The sequence below is a fragment of the Nonomuraea rubra genome (assembly GCF_014207985.1).
Taxonomy (GTDB): domain Bacteria; phylum Actinomycetota; class Actinomycetes; order Streptosporangiales; family Streptosporangiaceae; genus Nonomuraea; species Nonomuraea rubra.
The window spans coordinates 1,860,531-1,883,848 of the sequence record NZ_JACHMI010000001.1 but is presented as its reverse complement, the minus strand read 5'-3'; the positions used below and the strand labels follow the sequence as shown (position 1 = coordinate 1,883,848).

General features: G+C 66.5%; 17 protein-coding genes and 3 pseudogenes. 11 read left to right on the top strand and 9 right to left on the bottom strand.

Annotated elements, in window-relative coordinates:
* The first annotated feature begins 6 nt into the window (after positions 1-6).
* The gene (locus HD593_RS08780; RefSeq protein ID WP_185101690.1) at positions 7-438 is read left to right on the top strand and encodes a peptidase inhibitor family I36 protein; all 432 of its coding nucleotides are present in this window, start codon (positions 7-9) and stop codon (positions 436-438) included.
* 413 nt (positions 439-851) lie between these two features.
* Here HD593_RS08780 and HD593_RS08775 read toward each other — a convergent pair whose 3' ends face one another.
* Complete coding sequence (locus tag HD593_RS08775) at positions 852-1,448, bottom strand: TetR/AcrR family transcriptional regulator (protein WP_185101689.1); 597 nt, start codon at positions 1,446-1,448, stop codon at positions 852-854.
* 120 nt (positions 1,449-1,568) lie between these two features.
* Between HD593_RS08775 and HD593_RS08770 the strand changes: the two genes are divergently transcribed.
* Both HD593_RS08770 and HD593_RS08765 read left to right on the top strand, forming a co-directional pair.
* On the top strand, positions 1,569-2,417 hold the full coding sequence (locus HD593_RS08770; RefSeq protein WP_312903401.1) for an SDR family oxidoreductase: 849 nt from the start codon (positions 1,569-1,571) through the stop codon (positions 2,415-2,417).
* A gap of 46 nt (positions 2,418-2,463) precedes the next feature.
* Complete coding sequence (locus HD593_RS08765; protein ID WP_312903400.1) at positions 2,464-3,462, top strand: GlxA family transcriptional regulator; 999 nt, start codon at positions 2,464-2,466, stop codon at positions 3,460-3,462.
* Between the two features lie 180 nt (positions 3,463-3,642).
* Here the strand turns inward: HD593_RS08765 and HD593_RS08760 are convergent.
* Positions 3,643-3,983 (bottom strand): annotated as a pseudogene (locus HD593_RS08760) (transposase family protein); the annotation flags it as partial.
* A 93-nt stretch (positions 3,984-4,076) separates the two neighbouring features.
* Positions 4,077-4,274, bottom strand: a complete 198-nt coding sequence (locus tag HD593_RS08755; RefSeq protein WP_185101687.1) for a hypothetical protein — start codon at positions 4,272-4,274, stop codon at positions 4,077-4,079.
* A gap of 379 nt (positions 4,275-4,653) precedes the next feature.
* Between HD593_RS08755 and HD593_RS08750 the strand changes: the two genes are divergently transcribed.
* From HD593_RS08750 to HD593_RS08725, 5 genes and pseudogenes are all read left to right on the top strand, one after another.
* Positions 4,654-5,166: a nitrilase-related carbon-nitrogen hydrolase gene (locus HD593_RS08750; protein ID WP_221524663.1), complete on the top strand. Its 513-nt coding sequence runs from the start codon at positions 4,654-4,656 to the stop codon at positions 5,164-5,166.
* 86 nt (positions 5,167-5,252) lie between these two features.
* Positions 5,253-5,747 (top strand): annotated as a pseudogene (locus tag HD593_RS63280) (pyridoxal-phosphate dependent enzyme); the annotation flags it as partial.
* Positions 5,748-5,776: 29 nt separating this feature from the next.
* Entirely contained in the window at positions 5,777-6,235 is a 459-nt protein-coding gene (locus HD593_RS63275) for a pyridoxal-phosphate dependent enzyme (protein WP_312903399.1), read from the top strand.
* 208 nt (positions 6,236-6,443) lie between these two features.
* A pseudogene (locus HD593_RS08730) lies at positions 6,444-7,054 on the top strand (ornithine cyclodeaminase family protein).
* Between the two features lie 341 nt (positions 7,055-7,395).
* On the top strand, positions 7,396-9,207 hold the full coding sequence (locus tag HD593_RS08725) for an outer membrane protein assembly factor BamB family protein (protein WP_185101683.1): 1,812 nt from the start codon (positions 7,396-7,398) through the stop codon (positions 9,205-9,207).
* Positions 9,208-9,469: 262 nt separating this feature from the next.
* Here HD593_RS08725 and HD593_RS08720 read toward each other — a convergent pair whose 3' ends face one another.
* The 4 genes from HD593_RS08720 to HD593_RS08705 form a co-directional block, all read right to left on the bottom strand.
* Positions 9,470-10,015, bottom strand: coding sequence for a dihydrodipicolinate synthase family protein (locus HD593_RS08720; protein ID WP_185101682.1), 546 nt, complete (start codon positions 10,013-10,015; stop codon positions 9,470-9,472).
* A 396-nt stretch (positions 10,016-10,411) separates the two neighbouring features.
* Entirely contained in the window at positions 10,412-11,179 is a 768-nt protein-coding gene (locus tag HD593_RS08715; protein WP_185101681.1) for a hypothetical protein, read from the bottom strand.
* A gap of 180 nt (positions 11,180-11,359) precedes the next feature.
* Complete coding sequence (locus tag HD593_RS08710) at positions 11,360-13,411, bottom strand: hypothetical protein (protein ID WP_185101680.1); 2,052 nt, start codon at positions 13,409-13,411, stop codon at positions 11,360-11,362.
* A gap of 1,235 nt (positions 13,412-14,646) precedes the next feature.
* On the bottom strand, positions 14,647-15,633 hold the full coding sequence (locus HD593_RS08705; protein WP_312903398.1) for a GlxA family transcriptional regulator: 987 nt from the start codon (positions 15,631-15,633) through the stop codon (positions 14,647-14,649).
* Positions 15,634-15,681: 48 nt separating this feature from the next.
* Between HD593_RS08705 and HD593_RS08700 the strand changes: the two genes are divergently transcribed.
* From HD593_RS08700 to nadE, 3 genes are all read left to right on the top strand, one after another.
* Complete coding sequence (locus HD593_RS08700; RefSeq protein WP_185101679.1) at positions 15,682-16,338, top strand: TetR/AcrR family transcriptional regulator; 657 nt, start codon at positions 15,682-15,684, stop codon at positions 16,336-16,338.
* 512 nt (positions 16,339-16,850) lie between these two features.
* Positions 16,851-18,173 carry an MFS transporter gene (locus tag HD593_RS08695; RefSeq protein WP_185101678.1) on the top strand — a complete coding sequence of 441 codons (1,323 nt, stop codon included), beginning with the start codon at positions 16,851-16,853 and terminating at the stop codon, positions 18,171-18,173.
* A 291-nt stretch (positions 18,174-18,464) separates the two neighbouring features.
* Complete coding sequence (gene nadE / locus HD593_RS08690) at positions 18,465-19,310, top strand: ammonia-dependent NAD(+) synthetase (protein WP_312903397.1); 846 nt, start codon at positions 18,465-18,467, stop codon at positions 19,308-19,310.
* Between the two features lie 678 nt (positions 19,311-19,988).
* Here nadE and wrbA read toward each other — a convergent pair.
* Both wrbA and HD593_RS08680 read right to left on the bottom strand, forming a co-directional pair.
* Positions 19,989-20,576: an NAD(P)H:quinone oxidoreductase gene (wrbA, locus tag HD593_RS08685; protein WP_312903396.1), complete on the bottom strand. Its 588-nt coding sequence runs from the start codon at positions 20,574-20,576 to the stop codon at positions 19,989-19,991.
* Positions 20,577-21,392: 816 nt separating this feature from the next.
* On the bottom strand, positions 21,393-22,889 hold the full coding sequence (locus HD593_RS08680) for an FAD-dependent monooxygenase (protein ID WP_185101676.1): 1,497 nt from the start codon (positions 22,887-22,889) through the stop codon (positions 21,393-21,395).
* Between the last annotated feature and the right edge of the window lie 429 nt (positions 22,890-23,318).

Here is a 23,318-nt window from a genome sequence, read left to right as displayed (position 1 = left end):
CAAGCAGTGAAACTCGCGAAGAAGGCCGCCATCGCCCTGCTGATCGTCGGAGCCTGTGTCGCTGGAACGTCCAGTGCCGCCTCCGCCACGCCCGAACCCGCCGAACTCCCAGGTGTTGTCTCGATCGAGACCGGCGACGCGCCGGTGGCCACTGCGGTGGCCGGCAGCCTCTGCGTCTATCAGGCCCAGGAGTACACGTCAGGACGCTTCTGCCTCAGCACCGGCGATGGTGATCTACGCAACAACCGCTACCACATCGGCACCGCGTCCGTTAATGACACTGTGAGTTCGTTCGTCAACCGGACCAACTATGCCGTCGAGTTCTGTAACGTGGTCGGCTTCGGAACGCCCTGTGTGCTTGTTCCCCCGATGAGCATGGCGCCGGACCTCGCTAACTGGGATAACAGGTTCTCCTCCATCCGGTTCCACCGGGTCTGACCCCGCAAGCTGTCCGGCCTGGACCGCTCACCTGCGGTCCAGGCCGGACAGCTGTGCCAGGCGGCGTACGGCTGGAGTCGGCCGGCGATCCCCGGCACCACGTTGCGCAGCGGGCGGAGAACCGCTCTCATAATCGCCCGTGCCGTGCGCCTGCGGGCGCCGACTATCGCGTCTCCTCGTGCGACCTGGGCGGACTCATGGAGGCGATCTCGTGGGGAGACCTCGATGGCGGCGTCGACCGGATGGGCAGCGGCCGCAACGGCTGGCCTGCTTCTGGGCTCGGTGCGGACGATGCGTAGTGAAGCAGGTGTGTGACCGATCCGACGTGGACCCCGCCAGGTGATGTGCTCTGCCACTGCGCAGCAGTACAGCCCCACAAGCATGACCGTCCCAAGCGCCAAGCGCCATTCCTCTCAGCGGCGGTCCACGTGCAGACCCTTCTCCAGAGCCGTCAGGGTCTTGTCCAGCAGGTCGCCCAGTGGCTCCACGTAGTTCGTGGCATGCCAGTGCCGAAGTGTCCCGATTATCCCGCCGTACAGCGCCCCGCACATGATCTGGACCTCGAGATCATGCGCGGGGCGGCCCATCTGCCCGGCGAGATACTCCGCGACCGCCGAAGTGTCGCTGAAGAAGCGACGAGCCACCGCCGCCTGGACGGACGGCACCTCCATCAGGTAACGCACCCGCCGCCGGTCGAGAGTGCCGCCGTCGCCCGATGTGGCGACGAACACCGCGATCGTACGGCGTAGCGCCTCGATCATCGGGTGTCCTTCGGCTGACAGCTCTCGCAGTTCCCTGATCAGCCCCTCGTCGGGGCGGGACAGGATGATCCCTTCCTTGGTACCGAAGTAGCGGTAGACCGAGCTTGGTGATACGTCGGCCGCCGCCGCGACCTGCTCGATCGTGACGGCGGCGAAGCCGTGCTCGTCGAACAGGTCCAGCGCCACCGCCTGGACATGGCGTATCGCTGCTCTACGCTTCCGCTCCCGCCGCCGGGGCTCCTCAGTCATGGCAACAGCCTAGCCGAGAATCTGGGAGTGACTTTCAGATAGTAGTTACATGCACTACAGTAAAAGTGAAAGCCACTGTCACGAGCTGGAGGTGTCATGAAGGATCTTGCAGGCCGGACCGTGTTCATCACCGGGGGTGCCCAAGGCATCGGGCTCGGCATGGCCCGCGCGTTCGCCAGGGCAGGCGCCCGTCTCGCGCTGGCCGACCTCGACGAGGAGCGACTGCAATCGGCGAAGCGGGAACTGGCGGCGCTCACGGGCGACGATTCAGCGGTGGCGGTCTTCCCGCTCAACGTCCGCGATCGCGAGGCCTTCGCCCGCGTCGTCGACGCCGCGGAGGACCGCCTCGGCCCGATCGCCGTGCTCTGCAACAACGCGGGACTCGGTTTCCTCACACCGATCACGGCTCTGCGATACGAGCAGTGGGACCATGTGCTCGACGTCAACCTCGGCGGCGTGATCAACGGCGTGCAGACCGTACTGCCGCGCATGCTCGATCGAGGCGGGCCGGGACACATCGTCAACACCGCGTCCGGGGCGGGGCTGATCGCGACTACCAACGTCACGTACGTGACGTCGAAATTCGCCGTGGTCGGGATGTCGGAGTCGCTGCGGATTCAGCCAGAGCTCATCGCGAACGGCATCGGGGTGACGGTCGTGTGCCCGGGTTTGGTGCGAACGAACGTCACCCTCAACAGCGCTCGAGCCGAGGAGCGGCAGGACCAGGCCGCCAGGGAGGGGCACGCCGTGCTCCAACGCTACGGGCTCGACCCTGACGTGGTCGGTGAGCAGGTGCTGGAGGCGGTTCTCGCGAACAGGCTGTACGTGCACACCGACCGTTATGTGGCTCCGCTGATCGAGGAGCGCATGCGGTCACTCCTGGAGGCGCTGCCGGCGGAAACCGAGCGAGACCGGGAACTGGCACCGCTGCTGCGCGCCCGGCTGGCCGCTCAGAGCGAGCGGGCCTAGGTACACGACGACAGATTGCACATGGTGTGAAGTTCGGGGGTGGGTGGTGAACGGTGTCATCGACGTGTCCGGCGTTGCCGGTGGTGAGCGGGGGGTGCTGTTCGTGGTGTATGACGGGGTTCAGTTGATGGATGTGGCCGGGCCGGCGGATGCGTTCGCCAGTGCCGCGCGGATGGCGGGTGGCGGGTATCGGGTATGGCTGGCCTCGGCCGGGGGGCGGGATGTGCGGACCTCGTGCGGGATGCGCATGGGGGTGGATGTGGATGTGGCGGATGTCGCGGGTCCGGTGGACACGCTCATGGTGGCCGGGGGGCTGAGCCGTCGGCAGGCGATGCTGGAGCGTGAGCTGGTCGGGCATGTCCGGCGTCTGTCGCATCGGGCCAGGCGGGTGGGGGCGATGTGCACCGGCGCGTTCGTGCTGGCCGAGGGCGGCCTGCTGGACGGCCATCACGTCACCACGCACTGGCGATTTCGCGAGGAGTTGGCCGCGGCCTACCCCGCCGTGACGGTCGAGGCCGATGCGATCTTCGTGCAGGATCCGCCGATCGTGACCGCGGCGGGCGTGAGCGCCGGGGTGGATCTGGCCTTGTCTCTCATCGAGCAGGACCACGGAGCGGAACTGGCGCGGCAGGTGGCCCGGTGGCTGGTGGTGTTCATGCAACGGCCGGGCGGCCAGTCCCAGTTCAGCGTCTGGCAGCAGACCCAGACGGTACGCAACCAGGCGCTACGCCGGCTGCTGTGCGACATCGCCGCCGACCCCGCCGCCGACCACACGGTGCCTGCCATGGCCGCCCGCCTGTCCACCAGCACCCGCAACTTCACCCGGATCTTCAGCCGCGAAGTCGGTCTCAGCCCCGGCAAGTACGTCGAACGCGCCCGCGTCGAAGCCGCCCGCCTGCTCCTGGAAACCACCACCGAAGGCCTGGAAGTCGTGGCCCGCCACAGCGGATTCGGCACCGCCGAAACCATGCGCCGCGCCTTCATGCGCCAACTCGGTATCCCACCCAGCACCCACCGCCAACGCTCCCGCCCGATTCCGGCGTGAGATGCGTTTCGCTGTAGATCCGGAGCTGGTCGGTGCATCCGCGTTGAAAGTCTCCGGTCCAGCGTTCGACGCTCGTGTTCGCACGTGGTGCGAATCGAAACCTTGATGATCCGGGATGCTGAGTGAGCCCTTTCATCCTGAGTAGCGACCCTCTTCGATGAGCTGCAGGACGAGAATGGCCTACACGAATGCGGTCGCTCGATGTGGGCAGCACGCAACTTGGCCAGCACCTTCCAGCCCTTCAAGGTCGCGACGGCACGTGCTCCGATGGCGCGGATGCGGGCGTGGGCGCGGTTGACGTCTTGCCCGCGAGACAGCCAAGGCCAATGGCGAGACCGCGTGAACAGTGTCCGAATCGTGCCGCCCGCACCTTGAAAGCCCTTCTCCGCGAAGGTCTTGACGTCGGCGTCGGCTAGGGCGTCGATCAGACCGACCGTCCGAGCTGCGGTCACGTCGTGCGCTGCGCCCGGCAGCGCCGGCAACGCCCACACCAGCCGACCCATCGGGTCGGCCAGCAGTGGAAGCCGAAGTACGCGTCGAGGTCGCCGTTCGCCTGCCCGGCGCGGAGCTTGAGGACTTACCGTTGTCGTCGTCATACAGGTTGCAGACGATAGTCAGGCGAGGCTCGGGGCGAATCGGATACGGACGCAGTGCCCGTTGTTGCCAGCGTTAATCAGGCCGAAGGTCGCGGTCCCCGCCATGCTCGCGGCTGGGTCGTGCTCGGTGCCGGCGCCCGCCACCAGCTCGACCTCATCCGCGCCTAGGCCATCCGCCACGGTTCGGCCATCAATATCGTCATCGATTTCGTTCACGTCATCGAAGAGCTAGGGGCCAGCGCGTGGTGCCTACACCGACCAGCCGATCCCGCGGCCGAGGACTGGGGGGCCACCCACATCCACGCCTAATCCCTGCTGGCCGGACACACACGCCAGGTCATCACCGATCTCGACACCCAGGCGGCGCACCTGCCCGCCGACCTGCGAGATGGCATCGACACCTGCATCCGCTACCTGACCGACCGCGCAGAGTTCCTCCGCTACGACCAGGTGATGGCCGCTGGATGGCCTATCGCGACCGGCGTCATCGAAGGCGCCTGCCGCCACCTCATCGGCGACCGCCTCGACATCCCGGCGTCCGCCGGGGCCTTGCCAGAGCCGAAGCCATCCGATCAGCCCGGACCTTACGGAGCCGTTGATCCACCGCAAGCTGATGCCGACAGCCGCGGAACGGGTGATCTGGGGAACCGGTGACGGCTCGACAATGCCTGTGCTGCCCCTCCGCACAACGGGGAGCGGCTCCACGGCGGGCGACGTGTACGGCGTCGGCTCGGCGATCTGCTGGGAGAACTACATGCCGCTGTTCCGCGCGGCGATGTATGCCAAGGGCGTGGACATCTGGTGCGCCCCCACGGTCGATGATCGTGACTCCTGGCTCGCGACGATGCGGCACATCGCCTTGGAAGGACGATGCTTCATGCTGAGCGCATGCCAGTACCTGGAACGCGACGGCTTGCCTCCGGACGTTCATCCGATTCAGGGCGACGCACCAGGGACCGTTCTTATCTCGGGCGGCAGCGTGATCGTGTCTCCGCTCGGCGAGGTCATCGCGGGTCCGCTGCGCGAGGGCGAAGGCATGCTGACAGCCCGGCTCGACCTTCGGGAGCTCGCGCAGGCCCGGATGGACCTCGACGTCATGGGACACTAGGCGCGATCGGACATCTTCCAGCTCGCCGTCGACGAGCGTCCCCAAGTCGTGGTAAGGCGGCTGACCCGTTGAACACCACCACGGCAATGCCCCTCGAACGCATCCGCGAAGCCGAATCGGCGGTGAGTGCCCGGCTGGCGGTCACCCCGCTCGTGGAGTTGCGCGGCCTTACCACACCTGAAGGCAGGACGATCCTGATCAAGGCCGAAGGCCTCCAGCCGACGGGTTCGTTCAAGGTGCGCGGGGCTCTCAACCGCATCGTGAGGCTCAGCGAGGCGGAGCGTGCTGCCGGCGTCGTCGCTTACTCCACAGGCAACCATGCGCAGGCCGTCGCATGGGCGGCGCGGGCGTTCGGGATCGCCGCGGCAGTGGTGATGTCGCCAGAGGTCCCGCACAACAAGGTGGAGGCGACGCGCCGACTGGGCGCGGACGTCGTGATGGCCGCTGCGACCTCCGACGCTCGAAGAGCAATGGCTGAACGGCTCGCCCACGAACGCGGGGCGGCGCTGGTGGCACCCTACGACGACCTGAACGTGATCGCTGGCCAGGCCACCGTCGCCACCGAGATCCTGCGCCAGACGCACCACGAGCCGCCAGCAGCCCCCTCTACGTGCCGATCGGTGGAGGCGGGCTGCTGGCCGGCATCGCTGCCGCTGTCAAGCACCTGCATCCAGCCGCACAGGTCATCGGTGTCGAGCCGGAACTGGAGGCGGACGCATGGCGCAGCTTCCGGACAGGAGTACTGTCCCGGCTCGACCGGCCAAGCGAGTCCATCGCGGACGCCATCAAGATCCAGGAGCTTGGACGCCTGACCTGGCCACTGATACACCGGCATGCCGACGATGTGGTGACGGTTTCCGAAGCACAGATCGCCCATGCCTGCCGCGTCACCGTCGACCTGGCAAACATCGTCATCGAGCCGGGCGGGGCCGTCGGGCTCGCCGCGGCCCTGCAGGACCACCGCCACCTCGACCGTGGTGGGCCGGTCGTGGCTGTGGCCGGAGGCGGAAATGTCGACCTCGCCGCTCTCGCAAAGATCACGGAGATCGGTGAGTCGGCACATGGCTGATCTGCCGGTCTTCACCCGGCAAGAGATCGACGCGGCGTTGCGTCTGTAGGATGTGTTCGAACCGGTCCGGACCGCGCTGATCGCCTACAGCGACGCAGCCACGCAAGCCATCCCGATCGGCCTGCTGGACCTGCCCGGGCGGGCAGAGGTCCATGTCAAGGCGGGTTACGTGCCAGGGCTACCGGTGTTCGCGGTCAAGGTGGCGACGATGTTCCCGGTGCTCAGAACCTCCGGCCTGAACGGTTCCAACGGCCTCGTGATCGCGTGCGACGTCGCCACCTGCGAGCCGCTTGCCGTACTGCACGACCGCAAGCTGCTCACCGATCTGTGCACCGCTGCCGTCGGTGGGCTGGCCACCGACGCTCTCGCCCGCACCGACGCGACCACGGTCTCGGTGTTCGGTACGGGGGACAGGCACGAGTGCAGGTCATCGCCGCATGTCACGTACGACCGATAACCCAGGTGAGGGTGTGGGGACGAAATCGCGAACGCGCGGATCTTCTGGCGTCCCGGCTGCGTGACGACCTGCCAGAAGTCGAGATCCTCGCTGAGGACGATCACCAGCGGTCAGCCCGCAACGCGGACATTCTGATCACGGCCACGGCCAGTCGCCAGCCATTTCTGCGGGGCTCATGGTTGAGCGAGGGCCAGCATGTGACCGCCATCGGAGCTGACGACGCCGACAAGCGAGAACTGGACTCCGGATGCTACGCGCGCGCCGACAGGGTCGTCATTGACAGCCGCGTACTCAACCAGCAGTGCGGTGATCTTCCCCCAGCGCTGAAGCAGCTGAAGATCCAGCCCGATGAACTGGGATAGGTGCTCGCCGGAACCGCAGCGGGGCGCCGGTCAGAACGCGAGATCACCATATCCAAGCACATCGGCATCGGAATCGAGGACGCCGCGGTGACAGCCGCGGCACTACAGGCACTCGGGCTGGGGAGTTGAGTTCCCGTCTGTCGGACCCACCTGCGGGCTTCTTCTGGAAGTGCCACGTCGCCCAGAAAAACGGGGCGCTGGGTCACCACCGCGATGCCGCGAGGCTCTCCCGGCCGGGAACCTGAGTTACGGTCAGTGCTCTGTCCAGCAGGTAAGGCCACAGATAACGCATTTGCGGACAAACTATCGCAGACTTCACACGCTGCTGCCACGCTTCGTCAGTGGACAAGCATCGGGTGACATGCACGTGGTGGGGCGGCGGGCTGGCACTGTGCGGGACGGCGCTGACGGCCTGGGCTTACTTCCTTTACCGCTCGGTGGCATCTCGCCCGGACCCGCCCGAGCTCATCGTAGGGTCTCTCATCGCGGCGGCGCTGCTGTTCGCCTTGCTGATCGTCGCGCAGGTCCAGGCGGCCTGCAGGACCGTGAAGTTTGTGCGGTCCGAAGCTTCGGAGGCGAGCCTGGCTTGGGAAGCGCTGAACGCGGCAAACCGTGCCGTACGTCACTGGGCATGGATGTGTGCGGCAGCGCTGGCGATACCAGTGCTCGAAGGGGGATGGCAGGCCTTCGAGGCGATCGACTCAGGATTTCCTGTGTTCGGGGACTTCGCCTTTGCCGTGAGCTCGGCGATCACGCTGATAGGGCTGGCGCTGCACGGGAGCGGCGATTCCGTTCCCGGCTCGGCCACCAGGAAGATCGTGGGAGCGGGGGCGGGCCTGGTCACAGCGGCGGCGGTGATGGCGGCGACCTTTGCCGTGGCCGCGACGCCCCTGTGGGCGGACGCCACGACGGCGACGGCGCCCGGGCGCCCCGCGGCGGCGGTCCCGGAGACGGTGGGGAAGATCGCGTGGCGGTGGAAATCGCCAAACAGCGTCCGCGAGCCCGATGTCGTCACCGCCAGCGGCGGGATAGTCGTGCAGGTCCGCGACGGTGTCGTAGCACTGGACAGCACGACCGGCCGCGAGCGGTGGCGCCATCGCCGGCCTGGAGCGGTGGCGTACGAGGTAAGGGCCTCTCCCGACGGCCGCACGGTAACCGTCGCATTCTGGCCAGGTGAGGGAGCGACGGACCAGGCCGACCGCCTCGCAGTACTGGACGCGGCGACCGGCGAAGTGCGGGCCGTACACGCGGACGCCTGGGGAGGCGTTGGCTACACAAGCGACAACGTAGCGGATGGTGTGCGGAGGTGGCAGAGTCTGTTCGCGCTGGGGCGGGACACCGCCGTCACCTGGTCCGAAGACGGGTCCGCCGTCACCGGATGGGACGTGGAAACGTCGCAGACGCGGTGGCGCCACACGCTGCCCGAGAACTGCACCATGGCGGCGCGCACGGATACTGAGGCCGCGCCTGTCATGCTACGTGACGTGGTCGCCGTGGCCGCGTTCTGCGGGCAGGACCTCGATGACGCGCTCCGCCACCGCCGTGACCCAATCGAGCTGCAGGTCGTCATGCTCGGACTGGACCCGCTCACCGGTTCGGAGGTCTGGCGGCACCAGAGCATGGCGAAGGTGGACCTGCGGCGGGTCACCGTACACGCGGCGGTGGATGCTCAGGCGGTGGCCGTGATCTGGCGCGGGAAGAACCTGCTGGAGGACTATCGATTGGTGCTGGCTCACGCGGACGGGCACGTTCTCAACAACGACCACGCCGCGCTCGACGGCTGGGACCTTCGGAGTGCACCGTTCACAGGTGAGGGATGGCTGCGCTACCCGCGCAGCGAGGCTTTATCGGACTACGGCTGGGAGCCGTTTCAGCGGGGTGAGCCGCAAACAGCCTCCGTATCGCTCGACGGCCTGCCGCGTAAATATTTCCATCCCAGAATGAACTTGCCACTGACACGAGCTCTGGTCACAACGAGGCCAGAGCTCTCCGGCTCGGGCGACGTGGCCCTCATCACGCCTTGGGGCACCAGGGACACCCAGCGCTTCCCCTTGGGCTTCGCGTCGCCGGGCGGTCAGGTGTCGCTGTTCCCCGCACCGGGAGCGGTCGTGGCTGTTTCGACGAGGGACACGATGGTCGTGGGTCTGAACTGATCAGGCCGCACCGGGCCCCGCCTGCGTGGCTGACGCCACTCGCGTCCGGCGAGTTTCGGCACCTGCCGCCCATTCGGTCCCGGTTTCGGCGACCCTCCGGGCTCGACGAACCGGGCTCCCGCCCGTCACCACGACGTGGGCACGGCCACCGAACGCGTGGAATCGCGCAGCGGTCAACGTCACCCTTCGATCGGGACGTCGGCCAATGATCGAGAACCTGGTCAGGTGGCTACGCCGACCAAGATCGGCCCGTCGGCACCCTTCACGACCGTTCACATATTGCTTGAGCTGCATGGATGGAGCTTCGTCGGCAGGAGCGGAGGACGCTGGCCAGCGCAGCGTCGTTCCGATGCTGGCCCAGCCGCTGACCGCGGCCAGGAACATTACCAAGCCGGGTTGGACAGTCCGGCCCCTGCAAGGGTGTGATGTGCAGCCGGAAGAACTCGCCGATGCGCCGTTCCACGTCCAGCACCGCCGCCGGGTCCGTGGTCATGAGCCGGTACCAGGCAACGGCGCCTCTCGGCGACATCGCGGCGATGTTGGAGTAGCTGCCATCGGCGCCGCGGGCCAGGCCGGTGGCCAGGAGGTGGCCGGGAACGAAGATCGACGGTCTTGGCACGGCGGCGGTCATCTCCACGTACCAGGCGTGGTCGCCGCCGGCCATCTTCACGCCGATCAGCTGCGGCACCTCGCGGAGGGCCCGGGCAAGAAGCCGGGGCGGCACCTGCGTCTTGGCGTGCGGCGGATTTTGCAGCACCAGTGGCACGCCCCTGGCGACCTCAGCGGCGCCGGTGAGGAAGCGGATCACCTCGTCGTCGTTGAGCGACGCCCAGTCCGGCAGGGATCATCTGGATCGTACCCGGCTCCAGCGCCGCGGCCCGGCGCACCCGGCCGAGCATCACGGCCACGGCCGGATGCAACCCGCCGATCTGGAACTGCAGGCCCGCGGCCTTGCAGCGTTCCGCTAGCAGCGTGTTGACCTGGTCGAACTCGTCCTCTTCGAGGGCATGGAACTCGCCTGCGGTCCCGTGCGCGTAGATCCGTCCACGCCGCTGGCGGCCAGCCCGTCGATCTGGGCGCCGAGCCGTCCCCAGTCGATCGCGCCGTCCCCGGCGAAGGGAAGCAGGAGCGTTCCCCACACCCCACGCACGTCCCAGCGGTTAGTGCCTTCATTTTTACCAGCCTCCTTCAGGTCGTCCGCCGGTCAGTCCTGGGAGCCGCCCACGGTGCAGTCGGTGTCGGAGGTGAATTGGGTGGCCTCGACGTACAGGAGGCCGCCGCCGTCCGCGTGGAGTGCGCCGCCGCCCATGGGCAGGTGGTTGGGGACGATGCCGTCCAGGCCGGAGTTGCCGAAACATGCGCCGGCGTATAGGTCGCCTCCCTCGAGCTTATCCTCGAGCCTGGGTCGAAGGTGTTCAGGGCAATCAGCGCCAAGGCGCCGCTGGTGACGATGAGCCACTGCTCGCCCGTGCAGGCGACGGTGTTGCCGACGCACTGGTTCTCCGGTCCTTCGAAGCGGCTGGCGCAGGGCAACCAAAGGGCGCCCCAGACGTCGAAGCGGTTGTGGTGGGATGACAGTTCTGGGGCCATTGACGCGGAAGGCGGCGGCGGTAAGGCGGGAGCCGGTGAGAGTCAGCCCTTCCGCAGCGGGTGCCGCGTTGAGCACGAACGACCCCACGCTCTCGCGTACTTCCAACCCGGAGATCGTGACGTTGAGGGCAGTGACGAAGACGGCTTCCTGGGCAGCGGCGTTGAGATGCGCCACAGAGCTGTCGGCGGTGGCGCCGAGGGTGGCGCCGACGTAGAAGTCGCGCACAGAGCAGGTGCGTACGTCGGCGTCGAAGAAGATCACGCGGCGGCGGGTGTTCCCGCCGCGGACGCCGCGGAGGTGGCTGTCGCCGACGAGCCTGGTGAAGATGACGAAGGAGCCAGCTCCTACCGTGTCGCCGAAGGTGATGTCGTGGAAGTTCACCCGTAGGCGTTGGAGACACGATGCCGTTGTAGCCGGCGACGGCGCAGTGCACCCTGCTGAAGCGGATGTCGGAGATATGGGCGCCGTACAGGTCGGCGGCGCTCTCGGTAGGCCGCCTGACGGCAGACTGCCGAGCACCACCATCACCGCCCAGGCGGTGCCTGGCCTCACCGGCAGATGTCACCCACGTGGCGTTTGGAGTACCGTGGTGACCCTGAGTGCCCATTCACTGCCATAGTGCAGCCCGTTGTCGTCCGTCCAGGCGATCACCGGGTTGCCCTGGCCGTCCAGAGTCATGGCCAGGCCGGCGCCGAGGCCGTAACGGATCCTGCCCACGGCGGCGCTGTCGCACCGACCGTCGGAACAGGCGGCCAGCATGATCTGGCGGGCGGCGGGGTCCTGGTAGGCCACCAGCACCCGCCCGACGGCGTCGGTCACCACGGCGGGAAGCGTGCTGGCGTGAGACGGGCCCGCCAGCGCGATCGGATCGATTTGGGCGCAGCCACGGTCGCGGCAGTCGAGCAGTTGGACCGAGCCGTCCCCGATGTCGCGGTGGACGATGATCGGGCGCCCGTCGGCACGCATGGCCATGGACACACCCCCGCGTTCACGGCTCTGGTACATGGGGTCCATGTCCCGGCCGTGCTGGGCCGTCGTCACGCGCGACCTCGTGCAGGCCGCATCAGCGCATGTGATCATGGACAGGGCACCGTTCTCGGAGTTGAGCCGCGCGGCCACCGGACGGTCATCCGCCCCGACCGCCACCGCCAAGCTGCGATAATTGCCGTTGTCGAAGACCGACTCGAGTTCGGCGGAGATCCTCCGCTCGGGTCGCGAACAAGCCGGATCGTCGCAGAATGTGAAGGAAACCGTCTCCGACTCGGGGTCGGGTTGGCCCGCCGGGCCCTCGTTTTTGCGCGTCTCCACGACGATCAGGCCGCCGTTCGGGCGTACGGCAAGGGCCACGGAGCTGCCAGATGGGTGAAAGGTGGGCTCGGACAGCGGTTTGCCCCCTGCCGGAACCAGGCACCCGTTACCGTCGCAGATCAGCAGGCCGAGCCGGACGGCGTTCCCCAGGCGGCTGTGCTGGACCTTGGGGTCCTCAAGCCACGTGGTCAGGACCAGGCGGCCGTCAGCCAGCTGGACGCTGGCATCAACGGGATCCGCCCGGGCGCGCTCCCGCCTTGCCCACACCAAAGAGGCATCCCGACAGGCGGCGTCCACGCAGACAAGTAGCCTGGGCGAGCTGTACACGCTGTCCATGACCATGAGCGGCTGGTCGGCGCCGGGGTATATGGCGCGCAGGTCGACGGCGGACAGCGAGGGTGCGTCGCCGCTGCCGTCCGAGCCCCGTGACTCGCGCGTCCATCCCTCGGTCACGTTCGTCTCGGAGATCTCCACCCAGCCGAGCGGGTTCGTCAGGGCGATGCCACCGTACAGCAGACCCGGCAGCGCCAGCGCCACGACCACCCGGACAGGCCTGGCGGGAACAGGACGGCCGTCGGGCAGCAGGCGCAAGACCTTCTCGGACAGCCTTTCCTGCTCGCGCTCGTATGGCAAGAACAGGAAGGTGCTAGCCAGCACGACCGCCTGGAAGACAGTGGCCAGCACGCCCGCCATGCCGTATCCCACACCCGTGACGGCCGCCACGATCGAGTCGGGCAACAGCGGCACGAGTTGGTCCAGTCCCTGCCAGGCCAGCACGGGCACCCCCAGCACGGGCACCCCCAGCACGCCCACGACCAGCGTGACCGTGGCGTACCCCAGTCGGTCGCCGGGCAGGCAATAACCGCGGCCGAGCGCCCGCCATCCCGAATACCCTTCCAATATCACGGCCGGTACAGCCAGGAGAAACGGCGCCCCGAGCGCCGCCAACCCCACCATGACGAGGATCGACAACCATAACTGAGCAGTCACCCACACCACGCCGAGCCCGGCGGCCACGATCGCTGCCGTTCCGAGCAGCATGATCGAACCGGCCGCGAGCGTGGCAGGCGCGCGCCTTAGCGCGGTCCGCAGCACGACGGACGGCGACAGGGAGCGGCCGAGCATCAGACTCGCCGCCATCAGTACCGTCGCGGGTAGCACCACGGCGTGCGTGAGCATCGAGATGAGCACCATCGCGACCGTCCAGCCCACCAACGGCACAGGAGGCGCGGACAGCAGTGCGAACTGCCCGTTGACCAAGCTGCCCGCATCCTCGACCAGGAGCATGGCCGCGAGGTACAGCACGATGGCCGCCGGTAACGACGCTAGGAGGGCGGGCGCCGCAAGGCGTATCAGGTGCCGTCCTGTCCATCGGATGCTCTGCAACAGGACACTGGTCCACCACCAACGACCAACGGTGTCAGATAGTGTCATCCTGAAGTTTCCTCTCAGCCGAAGTTCCATTCGCTCAATGCCCCGGCCCACGCAGAGCCGGAAAGAACGATGAACCCGCCGTAACGTTGAGGAGCCGACCGCGGCACACTTACCGAAATCACCAGCGGCTGCTGAGACTCGCGGTCGCCTGTGACCCTTGGCCAGCGCGGCAGCGGCGCCAGCACCTTAAATGAGAATCTTGCGACCTTCGCGTGCTGGGGGATCACGACGACTCGCCGCTTTGGTCATGGCGTGATCGTCGGCTGGCTGCCGGAAGCCCACCGCCTGATGTGAAGCGGGCCCTGCCCAAACAGGGGCAGAGCCCATCGGCGAACGTGGCGCCACGCCCGTCTCTGAGAACCCACTCTTCCGGTCGCAGGGCGGCAGATCAGCTGCAGTGACCCCACGGGATGCTGGCCCTGCGTGAGGCGCCCTTGTATTCGAGGGCCGCCCAAGCCCTCACGCACTGGCCTTTGCCTGACACGTAGACGGGTCCAGCGTATTTCGAGTACAACGACCCGGGACCACCGTCGGTGTCGATTCTCCCGGATTTGTTCTCTATTCCGACGATGCTGATCTTGTGACTGGGGCCGTAGGCCGATCCGAGATGGATGGCAACGGCACAATTCTTGCCACTGGTTCGGCTGTAGAGCAGATAGAGCCTTACGTATGTGCTAGCCGCCGAGTCGATCACACCATACCCGGAGCCGCAGATGCTCGCCGGACTCGGTGCCGCGGTAGCCGGCGTGGCCGACAGGACAGCACCGGTCATGCTGGCCACCGCAACGAGGACTGCCGCTCGCAGTTTCTTCACGAGATTTCCTTCCACTTTATGATGAGGCGGATGTTGCCCATGGTCTTCTACACGCCGACCAAAGGGTGGAAATATGACCCCCTCCCAGCAATTGGCCGAGAGGATACTCAGACGTCAAGTAATTTGGCGACCGGAATCAAGGCCAAACATCCCACGCATTAGGTCACATCTCGCAGGCCGCTATCCCTTTGAATGACATACCAGGACCCTCAATGTCGAGCGGCAGGCCATTCGACGCTAGTCAGGTCAGCTGCGCCAGCTGGCCGCTGGTTACTCCGGGGCTACGTCAGCTTTACCGGGAGCGTTGGCGGTGGGTGCTGGGTGGGATACCGAGTTGGCGCATGAAGGCGCGGCGCATGGTTTCGGCGGTGCCGAATCCGCTGTGGCGGGCCACGACTTCCAGGCCTTCGGTGGTGGTTTCCAGGAGCAGGCGGGCGGCTTCGACGCGGGCGCGTTCGACGTACTTGCCGGGGCTGAGACCGACTTCGCGGCTGAAGATCCGGGTGAAGTTGCGGGTGCTGGTGGACAGGCGGGCGGCCATGGCAGGCACCGTGTGGTCGGCGGCGGGGTCGGCGGCGATGTCGCACAGCAGCCGGCGTAGCGCCTGGTTGCGTACCGTCTGGGTCTGCTGCCAGACGCTGAACTGGGACTGGCCGCCCGGCCGTTGCATGAACACCACCAGCCACCGGGCCACCTGCCGCGCCAGTTCCGCTCCGTGGTCCTGCTCGATGAGAGACAAGGCCAGATCCACCCCGGCGCTCACGCCCGCCGCGGTCACGATCGGCGGATCCTGCACGAAGATCGCATCGGCCTCGACCGTCACGGCGGGGTAGGCCGCGGCCAACTCCTCGCGAAATCGCCAGTGCGTGGTGACGTGATGGCCGTCCAGCAGGCCGCCCTCGGCCAGCACGAACGCGCCGGTGCACATCGCCCCCACCCGCCTGGCCCGATGCGACAGACGCCGGACATGCCCGACCAGCTCACGCTCCAGCATCGCCTGCCGACGGCTCAGCCCCCCGGCCACCATGAGCGTGTCCACCGGACCCGCGACATCCGCCACATCCACATCCACCCCCATGCGCATCCCGCACGAGGTCCGCACATCCCGCCCCCCGGCCGAGGCCAGCCATACCCGATACCCGCCACCCGCCATCCGCGCGGCACTGGCGAACGCATCCGCCGGCCCGGCCACATCCATCAACTGAACCCCGTCATACACCACGAACAGCACCCCCCGCTCACCACCGGCAACGCCGGACACGTCGATGACACCGTTCACCACCCACCCCCGAACTTCACACCATGTGCAGTTAGTAAACTACACGCGATGAGTAATTCGCGAACAGAGGTGGCCATGGCGCCGGCGATCGAAGACCCGCACAATGCGCGCAGCCGACGCACGCGCGACGCCCTGCTCGCTGCGACCCGGGAGATCCTTGAGTGCGACGGCTTCGAGGCCCTGACCATGGCCGAGGTCGCCGCCCGAGCCGGCGTCTCGCGACGAGCGGTCTACTTGCACTTCCGCTCGCGCACCGACTTGGTCACAGCGCTGTTCGGATACGTGGCGGACCGCGAGGGCCTGGCCGAATCGCTGGCGAGAGTCTGGGAGGCCACCAACTCGGTGGAGGCTCTGCGGGAGTGGGTGCGCCACCTGGCTCGGTATCACCCGCGCCTGACCGTGATGAATCACGCGTTGGCGCGCGTCGATCCCTCTGATGCTGACGCCGCCAGACACAAACGCACGGTCGCCGCCGCCCAGCTGGACAACTGTCGGCGGATCGCTGGCCGACTGGCGGAGGAGGGCCGGCTCGCGGCGCCCTGGACCGCCGACACGGCGGCCGACATGCTTTGGAGCCTGATCTCGACGGACCTGTTCGACCGGATCATGACCGAACGCGACTGGCCCCAGGAGCAGGTCGAGGAGCATCTGCTGGCGCTCTACGAGTCGACCTTCGTGCACCCGGCTTCAGGCGAGGGCCACTGATCGACTGCAGTTTGCCGCATGAAATTGTCGGCCGACGCCAGCCCTTTGCAAATGCTGAGCCATAGGTTCGGCCTGTCAATGTGACAGCGAAATACCCCGTTCGCATGTGAGGGTTCGGCATATTCCTGGCGCCATCGACGGCCGTTCTGGGACTCGCTCTCTATTCCCGCGCCACTGATCCGTGGGCAGCCCCTCGGCGCCACGGTTTCCTCGTCATGTTCTCCTCATGTCTCGTGAGGGATGCTGGTATCAGACGGAGTAATTCACCGCCGGCCAGCGGCAACAGCTCGACACAATATTTCAAGCCTCCGACGACGACGCGATAGATATGCGGCCAGAGTCCCCTCGCTTTCGGCCATTCGAGCCAGCCTCTGCGATTTCCCCTTGTGCGAAACTGTCATGCTGTGTACTTTCCGAGCCGCATACGTCGTGAAGTTTTGTGGGGTGGATTCAGGATGGAGGGCATGCGGAATCGTTGGTTGCTCGTGGGTGCGAGCGGGGTGGCCGTGTTCATGGCACAGCTCGACGCTACGGCCATCAACGTCGCGCTTCCTACTATTCAGCGCGATCTCGGCATCGGTCCGGGCCTCGCGCAGTGGGCGGTGCTGGGGTACGCACTGCCCCTTATCGCGCTCACCGTGCCGAGCGGCCGCTGGCTTGATGGGGCGGCGGCCCGTACCGCTCTGGTGTTGTCCATCTCCGGCTTCGGATGCGCAAGCATTCTGGTCGGGCTCGCCCCTGACATCGCCTGGCTGATCGCTGCTCGTGCCGTACAGGGCACGTTCGGCGCTGTCCTGCTCACCCTGATCTCGCTGCTGGCCACAATCGCGGTACGCGACGAGGCCCGCGGCCGGGCGATGTCCCTGGTGCTCATCCTTGGCTCGCTGGGCGGGATGAGCGGGCCGGTGCTCGGCGGCCTGCTGATCGAAGCTCTGGGATGGCCCTGGATCTTCTATCTCAACGTGCCGGTGAGCGTTCTCGTGATCGCAATCGGCGTGGCACAGCTACCGCCGGGCGGCCGGCCGCGCCTGCCCGATCGCGCTTGGGCCCTTGAGGCCGGGCTGCTCGGCGCCGCCGCTGTGGCGGTGATGCTCGCCCTGTCACTCGCCGCGGGCGAAGGCGCGGGGTGGATCGTGCTGGCGGTGGTCGCCGTGCCGTTCATGCTGATGTGGCGTCGGCTGCCGGGCAGTCGCCCAGTCATCGACCTGCTGCGCGCTCAGCGCGTCGCCGCCCCGCACCTTGCACTGCTCGCGGAGATGACAGCGGTCATGGCCGCGCTGTTCGTGATCCCGTTCTACCTACAGGGTGTCGCGGCCGTCCTGCCCACCCAGACAGGCCTGGCGATGCTCGCCTTTCCCACAGCGATGATGCTGACCGGACTGGCCGCTGGGATTCTCGCCGACCGCTGGGACGCCCGGCGCGTGGCCCAGATCGGGACAGTGACGGTGACCATCGGTCTGGTGCTGATCATCCCGATGGGAACGGGCTGGGGTCCTGCCGACCTGGCCTGGAGGCTGGCCGTCGCTGGAGCGGGTGCCGGGTTGTTCGCCGGGCCCAACCAGGCCATGGCCATGACCAATACCCCGCGGCACCTGCTCGGCACCGCCGCCGCAACGACAAGCCTCGCCCGCCAGCTCGGCGTGGCCTTGGGCCCGGCGCTCGCGACATGCGTCTGGTCCTTCGGCGGCTACGGTCTCCAGGGAATGCGCATAGCCGTCGTGCTCGCCGCAGCGATGGCCGCCGCTAGCATGCTGGCCCTGACCTGGTACAGAAACCCTGCCGATCGTCCACCCGCCGCTTCCACGAAAGGAGGAAGACGATGCCCGAACCCGTGAGAACGTCCGCGGTGCTCTTGTTGGGCTCATCAACCCAGTGTCCTCGAGCTCTCGTCCCCGGCTGAAGGCGGGACTCACTCTCCCAGGCACAAGTCGGCGGTTGCGGCACCGTTCGCGTGATCAGGTGCAGATGACGGCCGGCGTTGCTGCGAGCCGTCGATAATGGACGCGTCGAACCAGGCGCGGACGGGACCACCCCACTTGACCAGGGCTGTCGATGCAGTTAAGCCCGTTGTCGCGCGGCAGCGGCGCATGCCGACCAGGCCCACGAGTCCAGACCGAGGAGCAATCGTGACCGACCAGAATTCTTTGTCCCTGCAGCAGGAGATCGCTCGAGATCTCCAGGTGAGCGCGTCCTTTGATGTGTGGCAGGAGATTGAGCGCCGTGTGGCCTTCCTCAGCGACCAGTTGCTCTCCACGAGGCGGCGCTCGCTGGTCCTGGGCATCAGCGGCGGTGTGGACTCCATGACCGCGGGCCGGCTGTGTCAACTTGCGGTCGAGCGGGTCCGTGATGCCGGGCGGGAAGCGACGTTCTTCGCGATGCGACTACCGTACGGAGCTCAGGCTGATGAGAAGGATGCGCAGCTGGCGCTCGAGTTCATCCAGCCCGACCGAGTGCTGACCGTGGATGTGCAGCCTGCCAGTGACGCCGCACTAAATGCGGTGCTAGCCAGCGGCATGGCATTCCGGGACGCACTCCAGCAGGACTTCCTGCACGGCAACATGAAGGCCCGACAACGCATGATCGCTCAATATGCGGTGGCGGGAGCGTACGACGGCCTGGTGGTGGGTACCGATCATGCTGCCGAGGCGGTCTCTGGCTTCTTCACCAAGTTCGGCGATGGCGCGGCCGACGTGGTCCCGCTCACCGGCCTCACCAAGCGCCGCGTACGGGCCATGTCGCAGGCACTCGGTGCGCCGCCCGCACTGATCCACAAGGCCCCGACTGCAGACCTGGAGACACTGAACCCGGGCAGGCCCGATGAGGAAGCCCTCGGCGTCACTTACGACGACATCGACGACCTTCTGGAAGGCAAGCCGGTTGGTGAGGCCGCTTTCGAGGTCATCGTCCACCGCTATGGGCTCACCGAGCACAAGCGACAGCTGCCGACCGCCCCAGACGTCCGGACGCTGTGAGCTCCTCCCCCGTCAACGCAGGGATCCGGCCCGTCTTTCGCGCGGGCCCGCGCTCCGGCCAAGAGTGTCGACGGCGAGTCTGCCCCCGCCCTTCACCGACCGCACGACTCGCCGGATCCTTCATCACCTGGTGTGGGAAGGGGCTGGCCTGAACACCGTGGTCCTGGAAAGTCGGGTTCAAGACAGTGGAGGGGCCCGCCGAGTGTCGCAGCGTGACTCCCTCGGCGTGGCGCATTGGTCGGGATGGTAGGACGGATCTTGCGGCGCATTGCGCGACGCCGAACCTGATTGTTGGCATGAGTCCTCGCATCGAGCTGGACGGCCACATTCAACACGTCCACGCCGCCAACCATCCAGCAGGGACACAATCCTTCATCAGGACTCGACATCCAGGAGCCGAGAGGCTCACCTGCTGGCGACCACGATCCACCAGGGAGTCCGCCGGATGGCGATACGCCCAGGACTGTTAGCACTTCTTCGGCCTCGCCAGTCACAGGTACGCCTCTATGAGACGTACCTGTGACACCTCGTCCGCGTCATGGCCGCCCTGGCGAGCTATGCAGTCAGCGCCACTGGCCATCCACAACGCGGCCTCAACTTCACGTTCCGCGTTGGTCAGGACGCCGGACCGATCAAACTCTTGTTGTCAGGCTCGTTCCGATTTCGGCGGGAAGCGTCTTACCGGCTTCGGCCGGCCCTGAGCGCCGCGGCGGTCTCGACGACGCGCTGCGCCTGGTAGCGGCCGCTCTCGAGCGTAAGCTCGCCCGGCTCGCCCTTGCCATCGAGATGGGTGGTGCCGTAGGGCGTGCCAACCTGGAATTGCACGAGGTCGGTGTATCCCGGCGGGACGATGATCCCACCCCAGTGGTAGAAGATCGTATGCAGGGACAGCAGTGTGCTCTCGTGACCGCCGTGCGCTGTGGCCGCCGAGCCGAAGGCGCCGTAGACCTTGTCGGCCAGCAGTCCCTGTTGCCATGCGGGTCCGGTCGTGTCGATGAACTGCTTGAGCTGGCTGGCCATGGTCCCGTACCTGGTGGGTGTGCCCAGCAGCACAGCGTCGGCCCACAACAGGTCGTCTATGCTCGCCTCGGCCATCTCGCGCGTGCTCTCTGCATGCTGGGCCCATTGTTGGTTGCTCGCGATGGCCTGTGGCGGCGCCAGTTCGGCGACCTTGCGCAGGCGTACGTCGGCGCCAGCCTTCCGCGCTCCTTCCGCCAGCGTGGTGGCGAGCGTGTGCACGTTACCGGTCGCGCTGTAGTAGATCACGGATAGCTTCACGGGTTCCAACTGAATCTCTCCTTAGTTGTTGAACGGTGAGCGGGCCCGGCCATCCCCCAGCCTGGGCTCACCACCCTGACGGCGACCAGCGTGGTGGCGAGCGCGACGGATAAACACCTTCCAGCGAAACCGCATTACCCGGGACGATCAGGATGCCGGAGGCCGATTCGTCGCCGCGAGGGGTCATGAATAGCGGCTTCTTTATGTTTTCCTGCTTACACTTCACCCGGAAGAGCGATGTCGCGTCGATACACTCACATGGCAGAGAACGATGATATTCCGCCATTTGCCGCCAATAATTCATCACAATACTCAGACACCGCCAAGTGTACGACCGCTTGCAAGGCCAACGATCCCTCACTTTCGGCCACCTTTTTCAGTTTCCGCCATCAAGCTTGGATGCAACAGGCTTGGCCGCTCGGGGTACGGTCCCGCCCCGCTGATTGACCCGCGAAATGCTCGGTACACTAGAACCATTTCACCAATTGGGGGCCAACGATTGGCGCGCATCCCTTTGTGTGCGGACATCAACGGCTATCCCGTCGGCAGGTAGATCTTCAGGCCAATACGCTGCACCGAACGAAGGTCCATCAGGAGTATTTATGCGCAAATAAAAAAGAGGCTGCGGTCGCGTTCGCGACTGTGACGGCGCTTGCCGGAACCATATCGCCATCGCCCGGCGATCCCAGCATCTCCTTTGTCGCCTGCTCCTCCGCCTATCGAGGCGTTTGACCGTACCCACTGGAGAGGCCCCGAGCATGGTCCACCCCTCCAGCGGGCATCTAATTAGCAGAAGATTGCGGGTCACGCGCGCTCGCGGAGTGCGCCCGCCCAGGTGGTCAGTGCGGCGCGGAGAGCGTTCGCGTCATCGTGCTTCTCTGTTGCCCAGCAGAAGTAGCCGTCGGGGCGGATGAGTGCGGTGGTACGGCGCTCGCCGGTCCAGTGTGCTTGCAGCACATGGTCGGGGACAGGCACGTCCGTGTTCTGGTCAGCGGGGGTGATCAGCACGAATCTCCCGCCGCGTTGCAGTTCGTTCAGGCGCCCCTCTGCCAGTTGGACGTCAGGGGCGCGCTTCCCAGTCAGTGTGTGGGCGCCATGTGGGGCTTGGTAGGAGATGCCGATGCCGGAGATCATGGCGGCCGCCTTGTCGGCCAGTGGGCGTACGTTGCTGAGGATGGTTCCTGCGGTGGCACGTAGCAGCCGGGCGGTGATCCCGTGGAGCAGTGCGGCGCGGACGAGGAGTCCGCTCATCCGCAGGACGATCTTGCCGACGGCGTGCCGTTCGGTTTGGTAGGTGTCCAGGAGGTGGTCGTCTGCTCCGTCGCGGAGTACGGCCACGAGTTTCCAGCTGAGGTTGGCGGCGTCCTGCAGGCCGGTGTTCATGCCCATGGCTCCTGCCGGCGAGTGCACGTGCGCGGCGTCACCGGCCAGGAAGACCCGGCCGACGCGGTACGCGGGCGCCTGTCGTTCGTCGCTGTGGAAGCGCGACTTCCAGCGAATGTCGGTGATGCCGTAGTCGGTGCCGAAATTGAGCTGCAGCAGTTCCCTGATCTCTTCGGCATCGAGTGGTGCGTCGTCGGGTAGCTGGTGGTGCCGATTCCAGCCGGTCAGCCGGTAGGTGTCATCGCCCATCTCGGTGAGCAGCGCGAATCCGTCCGGCACGGCGTTGACGGTGAACGGCCGATCCGGTTTCCGGTCGAGCTTGAGGTCGGCGAGGATCAATGAGCTGAGAACGGACTTCCCGGGGAATGGTAGTCCGAGCGCTGAGCGGACGGTGCTGTGCACCCCGTCAGTGCCGACCAGGTAAGAAGCGTGGAACTTGGCGGACGGCCCACCCGGATCGGCGTCCTTGCCGGCGACCACGTAGGCAGTGACACGGTTCCCGTCCTGGTCAATGCCTACGACCTTGGTGCTGTGGACGAAGGTGACTCCAGCTTCACGGGCCCGCCGTTCCAGCACGCGTTCCACTTCGTATTGCGGGAGAAACAGGACGAACGGGTATCGGCTGGGCAGCCGGGAGGGGTTGAGTTCACCCCGTTCGAACAGTGCCAGCCGATCGATGGGGTGTCCCAACTTGACCACCTCGTCCGCGATCCCACGGGCGTCGAACTGCTCCAGGACACGGGCGTGAACGACCAGAGCGCGGGACAGGTTGCTGATCTTGCGTGGACGGGCCTCGACAAGAATCACCGACAAGCCTGCTTCGGCGAGGTCTCCGGCGAGCAGCAGGCCGGTAGGGCCGGCGCCGACAACCAGGACGTCCGCGGAATGCGCGCCGTTAGAGTTTGAGATGTCGACCACGACAGCCTCCTCGAATGGAAGGCCAGCCCGTTGGTCGATTCCTGCCGGAACGAACGCTGCTCAACATATGCTGGCCATCTACTATTTGCTTAACGAAGGTGAAAGACCGGCACCCCGGCAATAATCCGGCAAGCTACTCCGGCACTCGTGGACGGCGACACCGCTCATCGGGGGAAGCAACCGAATAATCCTGCGGCTCCCTGACACAACGCCGACGCACTGCTGCGTGTCCTGGAGTGCCTCGAAGGCGAAGTGTCGTCGCGTCGCTTCAACGTCAGCACATTCAACAGCACGACGACCTCAACCTCTTCGGCATTGACGCCGACCAGGATCGTACGCATCTTCGCCAGCCGCCTTTGTCCCCTCCAACCTGTCAAAAGCCTTGCGCCAGGCGACTTAGTAGGCAAACCACCGCCGGACGAGCAGAAA

What these genes read in the sequence shown, in the direction of transcription:
- HD593_RS08775 (WP_185101689.1), bottom strand. Translation starts at nt 1,448, where the DNA reads ATGACTGAGGAGCCCCGGCGGCGGGAGCGGAAGCGTAGAGCAGCGATA.
- HD593_RS08700 (WP_185101679.1), top strand. Translation starts at nt 15,682, where the DNA reads ATGAGTAATTCGCGAACAGAGGTGGCCATGGCGCCGGCGATCGAAGAC.
- HD593_RS08695 (WP_185101678.1), top strand. Translation starts at nt 16,851, where the DNA reads ATGGCACAGCTCGACGCTACGGCCATCAACGTCGCGCTTCCTACTATT.